This is a genomic window from Burkholderia mayonis, assembly GCF_001523745.2.
GTDB lineage: Bacteria > Pseudomonadota > Gammaproteobacteria > Burkholderiales > Burkholderiaceae > Burkholderia > Burkholderia mayonis.
Genome location: NZ_CP013386.1, coordinates 2090067 through 2104458, shown reverse-complemented (window position 1 = coordinate 2104458; position 14392 = coordinate 2090067). Strand labels below are relative to the sequence as shown.

The 14392-nt window shown below is 66.2% G+C and carries 17 protein-coding genes and 2 tRNA genes; 12 read left to right on the top strand and 7 right to left on the bottom strand.

What is annotated here, in order from left to right; genetic code table 11:
* Positions 1–26: 26 nt before the first annotated feature.
* From WS70_RS10385 to WS70_RS10365, 5 genes are all read right to left on the bottom strand, one after another.
* Complete coding sequence (locus tag WS70_RS10385; protein WP_059471680.1) at positions 27–1064, bottom strand: quinone-dependent dihydroorotate dehydrogenase; 1038 nt, start codon at positions 1062–1064, stop codon at positions 27–29.
* A 102-nt stretch (positions 1065–1166) separates the two neighbouring features.
* A complete protein-coding gene (locus WS70_RS10380; protein ID WP_059471681.1) occupies positions 1167–1997 on the bottom strand; it encodes an arginyltransferase in 831 nt (276 codons plus the stop codon).
* A gap of 33 nt (positions 1998–2030) precedes the next feature.
* Positions 2031–2798: a leucyl/phenylalanyl-tRNA--protein transferase gene (gene aat / locus WS70_RS10375; RefSeq protein WP_059596997.1), complete on the bottom strand. Its 768-nt coding sequence runs from the start codon at positions 2796–2798 to the stop codon at positions 2031–2033.
* Between the two features lie 10 nt (positions 2799–2808).
* Complete coding sequence (locus WS70_RS10370; RefSeq protein ID WP_010103946.1) at positions 2809–3354, bottom strand: NUDIX hydrolase; 546 nt, start codon at positions 3352–3354, stop codon at positions 2809–2811.
* Positions 3355–3696: 342 nt separating this feature from the next.
* Positions 3697–3773: transfer RNA gene (locus tag WS70_RS10365), tRNA-Met, on the bottom strand.
* Between the two features lie 217 nt (positions 3774–3990).
* On the opposite strand from WS70_RS10365, the gene WS70_RS10360 reads away from it, so the two are divergent.
* The 3 genes from WS70_RS10360 to WS70_RS10350 are packed head-to-tail and all read left to right on the top strand — an operon-like array spanning position 3991 to position 6010.
* Positions 3991–4488, top strand: coding sequence for a heme-degrading domain-containing protein (locus WS70_RS10360; RefSeq protein WP_059471699.1), 498 nt, complete (start codon positions 3991–3993; stop codon positions 4486–4488).
* A 4-nt stretch (positions 4489–4492) separates the two neighbouring features.
* Positions 4493–4831: a DMT family transporter gene (locus tag WS70_RS10355; protein WP_059596998.1), complete on the top strand. Its 339-nt coding sequence runs from the start codon at positions 4493–4495 to the stop codon at positions 4829–4831.
* 33 nt (positions 4832–4864) lie between these two features.
* Complete coding sequence (locus WS70_RS10350; protein ID WP_059471684.1) at positions 4865–6010, top strand: enoyl-CoA hydratase/isomerase family protein; 1146 nt, start codon at positions 4865–4867, stop codon at positions 6008–6010.
* 372 nt (positions 6011–6382) lie between these two features.
* Here the strand turns inward: WS70_RS10350 and WS70_RS10345 are convergent, their stop codons facing one another.
* Complete coding sequence (locus WS70_RS10345) at positions 6383–6814, bottom strand: hypothetical protein (RefSeq protein WP_059597004.1); 432 nt, start codon at positions 6812–6814, stop codon at positions 6383–6385.
* Between the two features lie 351 nt (positions 6815–7165).
* On the opposite strand from WS70_RS10345, the gene ssuD reads away from it, so the two are divergent.
* The 9 genes from ssuD (at position 7166) to WS70_RS10300 (ending at position 13415) form a co-directional block, all read left to right on the top strand.
* Positions 7166–8323, top strand: a complete 1158-nt coding sequence (gene ssuD / locus WS70_RS10340; RefSeq protein WP_059471685.1) for an FMNH2-dependent alkanesulfonate monooxygenase — start codon at positions 7166–7168, stop codon at positions 8321–8323.
* A 17-nt stretch (positions 8324–8340) separates the two neighbouring features.
* Positions 8341–9153, top strand: a complete 813-nt coding sequence (gene ssuC / locus WS70_RS10335) for an aliphatic sulfonate ABC transporter permease SsuC (protein WP_059471701.1) — start codon at positions 8341–8343, stop codon at positions 9151–9153.
* Entirely contained in the window at positions 9150–10169 is a 1020-nt protein-coding gene (locus tag WS70_RS10330; RefSeq protein WP_059596999.1) for an ATP-binding cassette domain-containing protein, read from the top strand. The genes ssuC and WS70_RS10330 overlap by 4 nt, the downstream gene beginning before the upstream one ends.
* 81 nt (positions 10170–10250) lie before the next feature.
* Positions 10251–10466, top strand: a complete 216-nt coding sequence (locus tag WS70_RS10325; protein WP_059471687.1) for a TOBE domain-containing protein — start codon at positions 10251–10253, stop codon at positions 10464–10466.
* 130 nt (positions 10467–10596) lie between these two features.
* Positions 10597–10794 carry a hypothetical protein gene (locus WS70_RS10320; RefSeq protein ID WP_010110042.1) on the top strand — a complete coding sequence of 66 codons (198 nt, stop codon included), beginning with the start codon at positions 10597–10599 and terminating at the stop codon, positions 10792–10794.
* 80 nt (positions 10795–10874) lie between these two features.
* The gene (locus WS70_RS10315) at positions 10875–11129 is read left to right on the top strand and encodes a hypothetical protein (RefSeq protein ID WP_059471688.1); all 255 of its coding nucleotides are present in this window, start codon (positions 10875–10877) and stop codon (positions 11127–11129) included.
* 442 nt (positions 11130–11571) lie between these two features.
* Positions 11572–12591 carry a tRNA dihydrouridine(20/20a) synthase DusA gene (gene dusA, locus WS70_RS10310; protein ID WP_059597000.1) on the top strand — a complete coding sequence of 340 codons (1020 nt, stop codon included), beginning with the start codon at positions 11572–11574 and terminating at the stop codon, positions 12589–12591.
* Positions 12592–12663: 72 nt separating this feature from the next.
* Positions 12664–12739 (top strand) — tRNA-His (locus WS70_RS10305).
* Positions 12740–12869: 130 nt separating this feature from the next.
* Positions 12870–13415, top strand: a complete 546-nt coding sequence (locus tag WS70_RS10300) for a HipA domain-containing protein (protein ID WP_159082883.1) — start codon at positions 12870–12872, stop codon at positions 13413–13415.
* Here the strand turns inward: WS70_RS10300 and WS70_RS10295 are convergent.
* Positions 13410–14227 (bottom strand): IS5-like element IS402 family transposase gene (locus tag WS70_RS10295; RefSeq protein WP_108033922.1). Its coding sequence is split into 2 segments (ribosomal slippage): positions 13410–13879 and positions 13879–14227, totalling 819 coding nucleotides; the frame shifts between segments, so codons are not numbered across the junction. The two genes, WS70_RS10300 and WS70_RS10295, sit on opposite strands and share 6 nt — an antisense overlap.
* Between the last annotated feature and the right edge of the window lie 165 nt (positions 14228–14392).

Sequence of the window (14392 nt, the reverse complement as noted above, 5' to 3'; positions counted from 1 at the left end):
CTAAATATCCTTTGTTTATTTCTATATCACTGCGCGCGCCCGCGAGCGACCGCCTTCACGCACTCGGCGACGAGCGCCGGGCCGCGATAGATGAAGCCCGTGTACACCTGCACGAGCGACGCGCCCGCCGCGAGTTTCGCACGGGCGTCCTCGCCGGAGAAGATTCCGCCCACGCCGATGATGGGTACGGCGTCGCCGAGCTCCGCATGCAGCTTGCGGATCACCGCGTTCGACGCGTCGAACACCGGCCGCCCGGATAGCCCGCCCGCTTCGTCGGCGTGCGGCAGGCCCTTCACCGCTTCGCGCGACAGCGTCGTGTTGGTCGCGATCACGCCTTCGATCTTGTGGCGCAAGAGCGTCGCGGCGATTTCCTTGATCTGCTCGTCGTCGAGATCGGGTGCGATCTTCAGCGCGAGCGGCACGAGCTTGCCGTGCAGGTCGGCGAGGCGCTGCTGCTTGTCCTTCAGCGCGGCGAGGAGGGCGTCGAGCTCGCCCGCGCCCTGCAACTGGCGCAGGTTCTTCGTGTTCGGCGACGAGATGTTGATCGTCACGTAGCTCGCGAACGGGTAGACGCGCTCGAGGCAGTACAGGTAGTCGTCGGCCGCGCGCTCGATCGGCGTGTCGGCGTTCTTGCCGATGTTCAGGCCGAGCACGTCGCGGTAGCGCGCCGCCTGGACGTTCTTCACGAACTGGTCGACGCCGCTGTTGTTGAAGCCCATCCGGTTGATGAGCGCCTCCGCCTCGGGCAGCCGGAACATCCGCGGGCGCGGGTTGCCGGGTTGCGCCCGCGGCGTGACCGTGCCGACCTCGATGAAGCCGAAGCCGAGCGCGGCGAGGCCGTCGATCGCCGCGCCGTCCTTGTCGAGACCGGCCGCGAGCCCGACCGGGTTGCGGAACGTGAGCCCCATCACGGTGCGCGGCGCATCGGGCACGCGCGCGGCGAGCGCGCACGCGAGGCCGGTGCGGCCCGCGGCGCCGAGCATGCGCAGGGTCAGATGGTGGGCGTCTTCCGCATCCATCTTGAAGAGGGATGCGCGGGCAAGCGGATAGAGGGAGCTAAACACGGAAGAGGCGGCGGCGGCCGGAAAATTGACAACCCGTTATTTTAGCCGAGAAGCGCCGCCGCGCCTTCCGCGGGCGGCGCGGCGTGGGCGCCGCTCAAGCCGTCAGCGCGTGCCCGAATGGCCGCCCGGCAGCGGCGCGCGTCCGAGCGCGGCATCGACGGGCGGCAGGTCCACGAGCGTCGGGTCGAGCACTTTCCAGCGGCCGTCGACGAGCCCTTCGAGCGGATGGAAGTTCGCCTTGTAGGCCATCTTCGGGCTCTCGCGAATCCAGTAGCCGAGGTAGACGTACGGCAGGCGCAGGCTCTTCGCCTGTTCGATCTGCCAGAGGATGTTGTAGGTGCCATAGCTCGCGTGCGGCTCGTCCGGATCGAAGAACGTGTAGACGGACGACAGGCCGTCGCCGAGGATGTCGATCATGCTGACCATCCGCAGCGCGCTCGCCCCGTTCTCGGGCGGATCGAGATCGCGAAACTCGACGAGCCGCGAGTTGATCCGGCTCTGCAGCAGGAATTGCTCATATTGATCGCGGCTGTCGCGGTCCATGCCGCCGCCTGCGTGGCGCGCCGACTGGTAGCGCATGTAGAGCGCGTAGTGCTCTTCGTCGTAGTGGAGCGGCGAGACGGTCGCGACGAGCGCGCGATGGCGTTTCCACATGCGCCGCTGCGTGCGGTTCGGCGTGAACGCGTCGACCGGCACGCGCACCGGCACGCACGCGCGGCAGCCGTCGCAGTAAGGGCGGTACGTGAACACGCCGGAGCGACGGAAGCCCGCCTTCACGAGTTCGGTGTAGATGTCGGAATTGATCAGATGACTCGGCGTCGCGACTTGCGAGCGCGCGATGCGCCCGTCCAGATAACTGCACGGGTAGGGGGCCGTCGCATAGAATTGCAACGCCGAAAGCGGTGAAAGCGGCAGCTCAGTGGGATGAGTCATGGGCAGCTCTCGATGTATTGATGTTTTGCCGCGCTAACGATCCAATGCATCCGTTGCCGTCGCCGAAGCGGCATGGCCCAGCAGCCCGGCGACGACGGTCTTGTCGAACCGCCACGGTATCGCCGGCTCGCCGACGGCGCGGCGCACGTGCGCGACGAACGCCTTGCGCGCGATCTCGCGGCCGCCGAGCGACGCCAGATGTGACGTGTTCTGCTGGCAGTCTATCATTTCCACCCTGTGCTCGCGAAGGTGGGCGACGAGCGCTGCGAACGCGATTTTCGACGCATCGCTCACGTCCGCGTACATCGATTCGCCGAAGAACATCCGGCCGAACGACACGCCGTAGAGGCCGCCCACGCGCTGGCCGTCGAGCCAGGTTTCGATGCTGTGCGCGTCGCCCGCACGGTGCAGCGACGAATACGCGTCGATGATCTCCGCGGTGATCCACGTGCCGCGTTGCCCGCGTCGCGGCGCCTGCGCACACGCGCGCATCACGCCGGCGAAGTCGCAGTCGACGCGGATCTCCCAGCGCGGCTCGCGCAGCACGCGCTTGAGCGTCTTCCGGAAGGTCGCCGAGATCTTGAATTCGGTCGGCGCGAGGATCATCCGCGGATCGGGGCTCCACCACAGCACCGGTTGGCCGTCCGAATACCACGGGAAGATGCCGCGCCGGTACGCGTCGATCAGGCGCGACGGCAGGAGATCCGCGCTCGCGGCGAGGAGGCCGGGCGCGCCGCTCGCCGCGCCGAGCGCGCGCTCGACGCTCGGAAACGGATCGTCGGGGCCGAGCCAGGGGACCATGCGCGCGCGCCTAGCCGTTACGCAGCGAGCGGAAGATGTCGCCCGTATGGACGCCGTAGTCGCCCGCCTCGCGGTCGGCGAAGAAGAACCGCAGCGTCTGGCTGACGGTCGGGAACGCGATCTCGTCCCACGGGATGTCGGGCTCGTCGAAGAGCCGCACCTCGAGACTTTCCTCGCCCGCCTCGAACGACGGATCGACAAGGCGCGCAAGATAGAACAAATGTACTTGATGAACGTGCGGCACGTTCAGCAGCGTGAAGAGATTCTGCACCTCGACGCGTGCGCCCGCTTCCTCGAGCGTCTCTCGCGCGGCGGCTTCGGCCGTCGTCTCTCCCATCTCCATGAAGCCCGCGGGCAGCGTCCAGTAGCCGTAGCGCGGCTCGATCGCGCGCCGGCACAGCAGCACCTGATCGCCCCAGACGGGGATCGTGCCCACGACGTTGCGCGGGTTCTGATAGTGGATCGTGCCGCAATGGTCGCAGACGAAGCGCTCGCGATTGTCTCCCGGCGGGATGCGCGCAATGACTTCGTGACCGCAAACGGAACAGAATTTCATAGGAAGGGGATGGGAAATGGTGATGCGAGTGTATCACCGGGCGACGGCATTCTCGAACGCCCGCTGTCGAGCGCGACGCCGAACGGGCGGGCGCGGCGGCGCGGTACGTCGCCTGCGTTCCGCGCCGCCGCGATTTCCCGATTTCCGTTTGCGCATTTCCGTTTGCACGCTTCGCGCCGGCGATGTGCGATGGCGCCCGAATGCAGATCGGCGACGCAATTGCGCAGGCGCCGAAAAAGCAAAAAGCCCACCGTGGAGGGCGGGCTTTCTGATCGATTTCGACGTGGATTCATCCGTTTTCGCATGCTCGTGCGCGTTGAGCGCTGCTTGCGAAATCTGGCTTGGTTGCGGGGGTAGGATTTGAACCTACGACCTTCGGGTTATGAGCCCGACGAGCTGCCAGACTGCTCCACCCCGCGTCCGTCGAAAACGAAATTATAAGGAGTTGCCCGAAGAATTGCAACACCTTGCCGACGATTTCTATTCGCCGCCGTGCTCGAACGGTTCGAAGGCGGTGCTGCGCTAGAATCGGGCGATCTCGTCGGCCGCGTCGCACGGGCCGCGCAGTGCGCCTGCCGTCCGATGCGAGCGGCCATTCCCTTTCCGTATTTTCGCCATCGTTCGCACACACGCTTCATGGACATTGCTCTCGATCTGCAGTCGATCGCCGTACAGGAAAAGACCCTCGTGTTCCCGCAGTTCGACGCCGCACGCGCGTGGGCGCTCGGCTCGCAGCTGCGCGAACTCGCACTCGCGCGCGGCCACGCGGTCGCGATCGACGTGCGCACGTTCGGCCAGCCGCTCTTCTTCGCGCTGCTCGACGGCGCGTCGCCCGACAACGTCGACTGGGCGCGCCGCAAAGGCAACGTCGTCGCGCATTTCCGGCGCAGTTCGTATGCGGTCGGCCTGCGGATGCAGCAGACGGGCGCGACGCTTGCTGACAAGCACGGGCTCCCCGTCGCCGAATACGCGTCGCATGGCGGCGCGTTTCCGCTGACGGTCGCGGGGGCGGGCGTGATCGGCTCGGTCACCGTGTCGGGGCTGCCGCAGCGCGGCGACCACGAACTCGTCGTCGAGGCGCTGTGCGCGCAACTCGGCCACGCGTACGACGCGCTTGCACTCGCTAGGAACTGACGCGATGCAACTACCAGGTTACGCATGGCTCGCGATCGCGATCGTCGCCGAGGTGATCGGCACGTCGGCGCTGCGCGCGGCCGAAGGCTTCACGCGGCTCTGGCCGACGCTCGTCGTCGCCGTCGGCTACGGCACCGCGTTCTATTGCCTGTCGCTGACGCTGAAGAGCATGCCCGTCGGCATCGTGTACGCGATCTGGTCGGGCGCGGGCATCGTGCTCATCACGCTCGTCGCGGTCGTTCTCTATCGGCAGGTGCCGGACTGGCCCGCGGTCGTCGGGCTCGCGCTCATCGTATCGGGCGTCGCGGTGCTCAATCTCTTTTCGAAGATGCAGGCGCATTGACGGTCGCGCCCGCTCACTTCATTTTCCATTGCCATGAACGCTGCCCATAACGATTCTCCGCAGGCCGACGTCCGAGCACATGTCGCGAACCACATCGGCTTTCTCGAACTGAACCGTCCGCAGGCGCTCAACGCGCTGTCGACCGAGATGATCCGCGCACTGCACCGCGCGCTCGACGCGTGGCGTGACGATCCCGACGTGTTCGCGGTGGTGATCCACAGCCCGCATCCGCGTGCGTTCTGCGCGGGCGGTGACGTGCGCTTCTTCTACGATGCGCACCGGCGCGACGATCAAGCGTCGATCGACACGTTCTTCATCGAAGAGTATTCGCTGAATCACGCGATCTTCACGTATCCGAAGCCGTACATCGCGCTGATGCACGGCGTCGTGATGGGCGGCGGGATGGGCATCTCGCAGGCGGCGAAGCGCACGGGCGGGCTGCGCGTCGTGACCGATTCGACGAAGATGGCGATGCCGGAAACGCGCATCGGACTCTTTCCGGACGTCGGCATGAGCTGGTTCCTCGCGCGCACGCCGGGCGCGCTCGGCCGTTATCTCGCCGTCACGGGCGCGACGCTAGACGCGGCGGGCGCGCTGTACGCGGGGCTCGCCGACGCGTATCTGCCGGATGCGGCGCTGCCCGCGCTGCTCGACGCGTTGCGCGCCGAGCGCTTCGACGACGGCGCGGCGGTGACGGCGCGCGTCGCAGCCGAGGCCGCGCGGCACGCGGTGACGCCCGCGCCGGACGCGTCGGCGCTCGCGGCCGCGCGTGCGTCGATCGACAAGCATTTCGCGCGCGCCGACGTCGCCGCGATCGCCGCGTCGCTCGACACCGAGCGCGACGACGCCGTGCGCGCCGCGTGGGTTGATAAGGCGCGCGATGCGATGCGCGGCGGTTCGCTGTCGCCGCTGTCGATGGCGGTGTCGCTCGAAGTCGTCGAGCGCGCACGCGGCGCGACGATGGCCGATTGCCTGCGGCGCGACCTCGACTTGACGCGCTCGACGTTCGCGTGCGGCGACGTGATCGAGGGCGTGCGTGCGGTGATCGTCGACAAGGATCATGCGCCGAAGTGGCGTTATCCGACGATTCCGGACGTGACCGCGGATGCAGTCGCGAAGATGTTCGAGAGCCCGTGGCGCGCGGACGAGCATCCGCTCATGGGTTTGCGCGACCGATGACGTCACGGCGCGCGTAGGGGGGGGCGTGAGCGTGGGCGGACGACGCGCCCGCCGTGCTCGTTCGTCGCCGGGAGGCGGGCTTCGCATCATATCAGCAGGCGGGGAGCGCGGCGTGTCGTACGACGTCGCGCGATCGACGGCCGGTGCCGGATCGGCTTGCGACCAGCGCTCGGACGATCGGTCCGGACAATAACCGAACGAAGACCGAACGAAGACCGAACGATAGGGCGATAACCTGACGACGCGATGCCGGAACGTCGATTCGTCGGCGACTGCGCCGATCTGCGCCGACGACCGCACGATCATCCGATGAACGACGCTCGCGTCACGCCCCGGTGACGACGATGGAACGCCGAGCCCGACGGGCGACGCTCACGCGTCGCCGCCGCCGTCGTCCGACATGAACGCGCGCATGAACACGAGCGCGCCCCAGCCCCAGATCGCGTTCGCGACGAAGCCGACGACGAGCGGCGGCAGCATGTTGCCGGCGGGCCAGATGCCGCGCAGCGGATCGATCGCGAACACGCGCGCGGCGGTGAGCACGATGCCGCCGAACACGAGCGACGGCACCCATGGCGCCGCGCGCTCGGGCGACACGCGCAGCAGCCACGCCATCAGGATCGCCCAGCACGCGCTCATGATCGCGTTCGCGACGAATTCAGGAATGCCGAGCGGTGCGAACGGTGCGGTCGAGAAGCCCGTCGCCTCGATGAGGCCCGCCGTATGCAAAAGCGCGAGCGTCGCCTCACGGAAGAAGAGAGCGGCGAGGAAACCGGACAGAAACGGCAGGATCACTTTCTGCATCGAGAGCGCCACGTGAGGGCGCGGCACCGTGCGGCGCGCGCCGGGTTGTCAGGGACTTGGTGCGACATTATAGGGGCCCGTGCGTTCATATTCGCTGCAGCAGCACGCAAAGCACGAAAGCGGAAAACTTAAGCTCAAAAAAATCGTTCCTATACGAAACCGCGCTCCCTAGACTGATTTCCCAGAGACGGCCAAGCCGCCCACCGCGCGAAAGCGCGCGCACGCCGCTCGATCCGCTGCGGCATGTGTTCCCCAACTCATCCGCGAGCGTCGCGCGTGCCGCGTCCGATCGCGCATCGTCGCGTCGCCGTCGCCCATTTTTTTGCACGATCAGTCAGGCAGGAGCATCGCATGAATGTGTTTTGGTTCATCCCCACGCACGGCGACAGCCGCTATCTCGGCACGTCCGAGGGCGCGCGCGCCGCGGACTACGACTACTTCCGGCAGGTCGCCGTCGCGGCCGACACGCTCGGCTACGACGGCGTGCTGCTGCCGACGGGCCGCTCGTGCGAGGATGCGTGGGTCGTCGCGTCGAGCCTCATTCCGGCGACGAAGCGGCTGAAGTTCCTCGTCGCGATCCGGCCGGGGCTGTCGTCGCCGGGGCTGTCCGCGCGGATGGCGTCGACGTTCGACCGGCTCTCCGGCGGGCGTCTCCTCATCAACGTCGTGACGGGCGGCGATTCGGCCGAGCTCGAGGGCGACGGCCTCTTCGCCGATCACGACACGCGCTACGCGATCACCGACGATTTCCTGCACATCTGGCGCAAGCTGCTCGCCGAATCACACGAGAACGGCAGCGTCGAATTCGACGGCGAGCATCTGCAGGCGAAGGGCGGCAAGCTGCTCTATCCGCCCGTCCAGCATCCGCATCCGCCGCTGTGGTTCGGCGGCTCGTCGCCCGCCGCGCATGCGATCGCGGCCGATCACATCGATACCTACCTGACCTGGGGCGAGCCGCCCGCGGCGGTCGAGAAAAAGATCGCCGACATCCGCGCGCGCGCGGCCGAACGCGGCCGCAAGATCAAGTTCGGGATCCGCTTGCACGTGATCGTGCGCGAGACCGAGGAAGAAGCGTGGCGCGATGCCGAACGCCTCATCAGCCGGCTCGACGACGACACGATCGCACGCGCGCAGCAGGCGTTCGCGAAGATGGATTCCGAAGGACAGCGCCGGATGGCCGCGCTGCACGGCGGCAAGCGCGGCTCGCGCCAGGAGCTCGAGATCTATCCGAACCTGTGGGCGGGCGTCGGCCTCGTGCGCGGCGGTGCGGGCACGGCACTCGTTGGGAATCCAGAACAAGTCGCCGCGCGGATGCGCGAATACGCAGCGCTCGGCATCGAGACGTTCATCCTGTCCGGCTATCCGCACCTCGAAGAGTCGTACCGCTTCGCCGAGCTCGTGTTCCCGCTCGTCAAGGGCGGCGGCAACGCGCGCCGCGCGGGGCCGCTGTCGGGGCCGTTCGGCGAAGTCGTCGGCAATCAGTATCTGCCGAAGGCGAGCCAGAGCTGAGCATGGAGGACATCGACATGACAACGAAGCGCTCCAGCTTCGCGGTCCGCCGCGCCGGCCAGGCCGCGCGCGCGATCGCGCCGTGGCTCGTGCCGCTCGTGCTTGTGCTCGCGTGGGAACTCGGCGCGCGCTCGGGCGCGCTGTCGAACCGCGTGCTGCCCGAGCCGCTCGCCGTCGTGCGCGCCGCGTGGGCGCTCGTCGAATCGGGCGACATGTGGGCGAATGTGAAGGTCAGCACGTGGCGCGCGCTCGTCGGCTTTGTGATTGGCGGGGGCGTCGGGCTCGCGCTCGGCCTCGCGACGGGACTCTCGAAGACGGCCGAAGTCGCGCTCGATTCGACGATCCAGATGATCCGCAACATCCCGGCGCTCGCGATGATCCCGCTCGTGATCCTGTGGTTCGGCATCGACGAGAAGGCAAAGCTGTTCCTCGTCGCGCTCGGCGTGTTCTTTCCGATCTACATCAACACGTATCACGGGATCCGGTCGGTCGACGCGGGCCTCGTCGAGATGGCGAGGAGCTATGGCGTGAAGGGCTTCGCGCTCTATCGCGACGTGATCCTGCCGGGCGCGCTGCCGTCGATTCTCGTCGGCGTGCGGTTCGCGCTCGGGCTGATGTGGGTGATGCTGATCGTCGCCGAAACGATCTCCGCGCAATCGGGCATCGGCTACATGACGATGAACGCGCGCGAATTCTTGCAAACCGACGTGGTGGTGGTCGGCATCCTGCTGTACGCGGCACTCGGCAAGCTCGCCGACGTGCTCGCGAAGTGGCTCGAGCGTGCGACACTGCGCTGGCACCCCGCGTATCAACCGGGAGCCCAGGCATGACTGGAACCACGTTGGCCGCCACCTACGGCCCGATCGCGGGCGCGGATCTCGAAGCCGAGCTCGCGCAGCCGCGCACCACGGACGGCGACGCGCAGGACGCCGCAGTGCTCGAGCGCGATGGCGGCGCGCACGTGCTGCCGTTCGCGTCGGGCGGCGAACTGCGCCGCGCGCCGCGCGGCGACGACGCTCGCGACGCCGCCGAAGACGCTTCGGTGCGCCTGCGGCGCGTGAGCAAGCGCTACGGCGAGCGGACCGTGCTCGCCGACGTCAATCTGTCGATCGAGCGCGGCAGCTTCGTCGCGATCGTCGGCCGAAGCGGCTGCGGCAAGTCCACGCTGCTGCGGCTCGTCGCGGAGCTCGAGACGCCGAGCGCCGGCGCGCTCGTCAAGCGCGGCGACGGCGAAGGCGAAGGCGAAGGCGGCGGGGCGCTCGACACGCGGATCATGTATCAGGACGCGCGCCTGTTGCCGTGGAAGACCGTGCTGCAGAACGTGATGCTCGGTCTCGGGCGGCGCGCGAAGGACGATGCGCGCGCGGTGCTCGACGAAGTCGGGCTGCTCGCGCGCGCGAACGACTGGCCCGCGCAGCTGTCGGGCGGCCAGCGGCAGCGCGTCGCGCTTGCGCGGGCGCTCGTTCACCGGCCGCAGCTACTGCTGCTCGATGAGCCGCTCGGCGCGCTCGATGCGCTCACGCGCATCGAGATGCATGCGCTGATCGAGCGCCTGTGGCGTGAGCACCGATTCACCGCGCTGCTCGTCACGCACGATGTGCAGGAAGCGGTCGCGCTTGCCGACCGGATCCTGCTCATCGAGGCGGGCAGGATCGCGTTCGATCAACCGGTGCCGCTCGACCGGCCGCGCGCGCGCGCGTCGGCGGCGTTCGCCGCGCTCGAGGATCGTGTGCTGCAACGCGTGCTGACGGGCGCGGATGCGGCGGGTGCGGCGCCGGCCGCGGCGAATCAGGGCGGCATGCGTGGTCGAGCGACGGCGGCGGGCGGGCTGCGCTGGGCGGTATGACGGGCGTGCGCCGAGGCGCGGCCCACGCGATCGGACCGATCGCATCGATCAATCAGACGAACCATTCGGAGCGAATACCCGATGAGCATCACGGCAATCAACGTACGCAATCAATTTCGAGGCAAGGTGAAAGAGATCATCCGCGGGCCCGTCGTGTCCGAGGTCGACGTCGACACGCCGTTCGGCATCGTCACGTCGGTCATCACGACGCGCTCGATCGACGAACTGGAGCTGAAGGTCGGCGCCGAGGTGGTGGCGCTCGTCAAGTCGACGGAAGTGTCGATCGCGCGCCTGTGAGCGGGCGGTTGCGTTGAACGTGTCGCCGGCGAGGGGCGGTCTCTCGCGCCGGCCGGGCACCGGCTTCGCCGTTCTTCCCAGCACTTGTGAAAGTGCTAGGATGCAATCAAACCGACGGCGGAGGCGGGCCATGTTTCCTATCCTGAGTCCCGAAGCGATCGAAGCGCTGAAATGGATCGACCAGTTCGGCGCCGGCCGGCCGTTGCCGGCGGGTTTCCGACTGCCGCTCGAGGAGCTTCTGAACGACGGCTTCGTTTATCTGAGCGGCCCCGACCGGGTCGACATCACCGACGACGGCAAGGCTTACCTATCTGAAGCGTACGATTGACGGAGACGGCGGACGCCGGGCGCAGGGTTTGCCCGGGTATGCTCCGGCGCACGGTCCGTCCGGATCGGGGAGGCGGCAAAATGGAACCGAAAGGCAATGACATCGGCGACTTCGGCGAGTCTTACAAGGGCTACGACATCGAAGTAAAGACCGAGCAGGTCTGGGCGGGCGAGAAGGCCCATTACCGGGTGCTGCAGGGCGGCGCGGTCGTGATCGACTGGCGGCTCGTGCATATCGACGGGCTGCTGCTCAGCGAGCGCAGGGTGATCGAGCAGACGCTCGCCGTCGCGCGGTCGACGGTCGATCGGGAACTGCTGGGGGCGGGGGTCGTTTGACGGACTTTTTCCGTGCTCGGTCGCGCCGGCTACCCACGCCCGGATCGTGCGGGAGCGAGGCGCGAATCGATTGGGTGCGGCATCGGGTTCGAGGAGGTGCATCGCCGATGTCGCAGGGCTGTCGACGTACCTTTGATGGTGGTATTCGCATCGATCCATGCAATTGGATCGGTTTTCGCGAGAACGCTTAAATACGATACAAATAGACACAAAGAATCGGCGTACCGCGTGGCGCGCGTCGAATATACTGGTAACGCATCTTCTCCTCGTGCCAAAGGATCTGATGCAAAAGAAAGCCCCGGTTGCGTCATGCGGTCGGGGCTTTCGCGTTTGGGATTGGGCATGCGCGAACGGCGCGCCGCGCGTCTCGCGCCAGCCTACCGGCCGCATTGCGGTAAAATGCGCGGTTGTCCACGCGCCGCCGCGCTTTACCGTACCGCCTATGTCTGCCTCGTCTTCGTCCAGTCCACGCCGAGTGTCCGTCGCCCCGATGATGGACTGGACCGATCGCCACTGCCGTTTGTTTCATCGGACGATCTCGCGCCACACGTGGCTCTACACGGAGATGGTGACGACGGGCGCGCTGATCCACGGCGACGTCGCGCGCCATCTGGCGTTTACGCCCGACGAAGCGCCCGTCGCGCTGCAACTCGGCGGCAGCGAGCCCGCGGATCTCGCGCATTCCGCGAAGCTCGGCGAGCGCTGGGGCTACGACGAAATCAATCTGAATTGCGGCTGTCCGTCCGAGCGCGTGCAGCGCGGCGCGTTCGGCGCGTGCCTGATGAACGAGCCGCAACTCGTCGCCGATTGCGTGAAGGCGATGCGCGACGCGGTGTCGATTCCGGTGACGGTCAAGCACCGGATCGGCGTGGACGCGGCCGAGGACTACGCATTCGTGCGCGACTTCGTCGGCACGGTCGCCGCGGCCGGCTGCGACGTGTTCATCGTGCATGCGCGCAACGCGATCCTGAAGGGCTTGTCGCCGAAAGAGAATCGCGAGATCCCGCCGCTCAAGTACGACTATGCGTATCGGCTGAAGCAGGACTTTCCTCAGCTCGAGATCGTCGTCAACGGCGGCGTCACGACGCTCGACGAAGTCGAGCAGCACCTGCGGCACGTCGACGGCGTGATGCTTGGCCGCGAGGCCTATCACAACCCGTACGTGCTCGCGGACATCGACGCGCGCTTCTACGGCGCGACCACGCTGGCGCCGACGCGTGAGGCAGTGGAGGTGCAACTCGTCGAATACTGTGCGACCGAACTCGCGCGCGGCACATATCTCGGCGCGATCGTCCGGCATGCGCTCGGCCTGTATCGCGGCGTCGCGGGCGCGCGCGGCTGGCGCCGCGTGTTGTCGGATAACAAGCGTCTCGCGCGCGGCGATCTGTCGATCTTCGATGAGGCGCGCACTTACCTGACGAGCCCGGAAGAATTTTTGGAAAAAAAGGCTTTGCAAAGTTAAACAGCCTTTGTATAATTTCGCTTCTTCGTTGATGAGCCCGCTACGGCGAATCAAACGGAGAAAAAATGAGTGGTGGCTGTAGCTCAGTTGGTAGAGTCCAGGATTGTGATTCCTGTCGTCGTGGGTTCGAGTCCCATCAGCCACCCCAAAATTCCCAAACAAAACAGGCACTTAGGTGCCTGTTTTGCTTTCCGCGATGTGAATTTCGGAACGGAAATGCGAATTTCGGAATATCGCTTCCAGTGTGGTTGTCCACGGAGCGACTCTACGGGGGCACAGTGTTTCCCATCATTGAGGTTCCAGTCGGTTCCGCAGACCTGCTAGAGCAGCTCGGTACAAAAGAAAAATTCTGGTACGCCGACGCGCAGTTGGGTCGAAGCCTATTCAAAATTGGTCGCGCGAACACCGGTGAGAATTGGGCCGAGAAGCTTGCGTGCGAGCTTGCAGCGGCACTGGGTATCCCGCATGCTTACTACGAACTCGCCAGATGCGGCGACCAAACGGGCGTTGTTTGTCCGAACTTTGTGCCGAAGGGCGGCCGGCTGATCCACGGAAACGAGATCTTCTCGAAGAGCCGTCAGTACGCGGAGTTTGCGGACGCAAAAAATTATCGATCTAGAGCTCATACGGTCACGCTCTTCGCGGCATTTTTCAAACGAGCGACCGAGGACGGCCTTGTGGTGCCTCCGAAGGACTTCGAGCCGTTTGATGGGGTGTCGACCGCAGCGGACGTCGTGGTTGGCTATCTCATGCTCGATACGTGGATCGGAAACCAAGATCGGCATGATCAGAATTGGGGGGTTGTTTTAGAGACGGTTTCATAAAGACTGGTCGGCCCGCCGAAGGGTATTCCAGCAGATCAGGCAGCAACCGAGTTTGAGGAACGCGCCGTGAATGTCTGCACGGCGCTCGAAACGAATGCGGAGACGACGGAAGTGATGCAGCCAGGCATGCGTGCGTTCAACGACCCAGCGATATTTTCCAAGGCCGCTGCCATGTTCGGTGCGGCGCTTGGCGATAACCGGCTCGATACCGCGATCGCGCAACGCTCGTCGATGCCGCTCAGAGTCGTAACCGCGATCGGCGTAGACCACGCGCGGTCTCTGCAGTGGGTGGCCGCGCAATCCACGAATTGGCGGAATCGCATCGATCAGCGGCAGCAGCTGCGTGACATCGTGAACGTTCGCGCCGGTCAGGATCGCCGCCAGCGGCGTGCCATTGGCGTCGGTGACGATGTGGTGCTTGGAACCGGGTCGCGCGCGATCGGTGGGGTTTGGCCCAGTTTTTGGCCCGCCCCAACGGCGCGAATCGATGAGGAATCGACTGCGGCTCGCGAGAAATCGATTTGGTCTGCTGCTCGCAGCTTCGCGAGCAGCAATTCGTGCAGGCGATCCCATACGCCCGCAGCCTGCCAATCGCGTAGCCGTCGCCAGCAAGTCACGCCCGAGCCGCAGCCCATCTCGGCGGGCAGGTCGCGCCAGCGCAGTCCCGTCTTGAGAACGAACAGGATGCCGGTCAGCGCGGCGCGATTCGAAACAGGCAGGCGGCCTGGGTTCTTCTCGCGCCGCGGCTTGGGTGGCGGCAATAACGGCTCGATCAATATCCACAGTTCGTCGTCGATGATCGGCTTGGCCATCTCCTCGGTCTCGGTTGTTCCGATGCCTGAGGTTAACAGCTCGCCGCGAAAGTTAACAGCCCCACCGGGCCTTTTTGAAACCGTCTCTTAGATCCTCTTGCGAGTGCGAGCCTGTATCTCGCGCCGAGCTTCGATCATGGGTCTAGCTTCGCGCGCAATTTGACC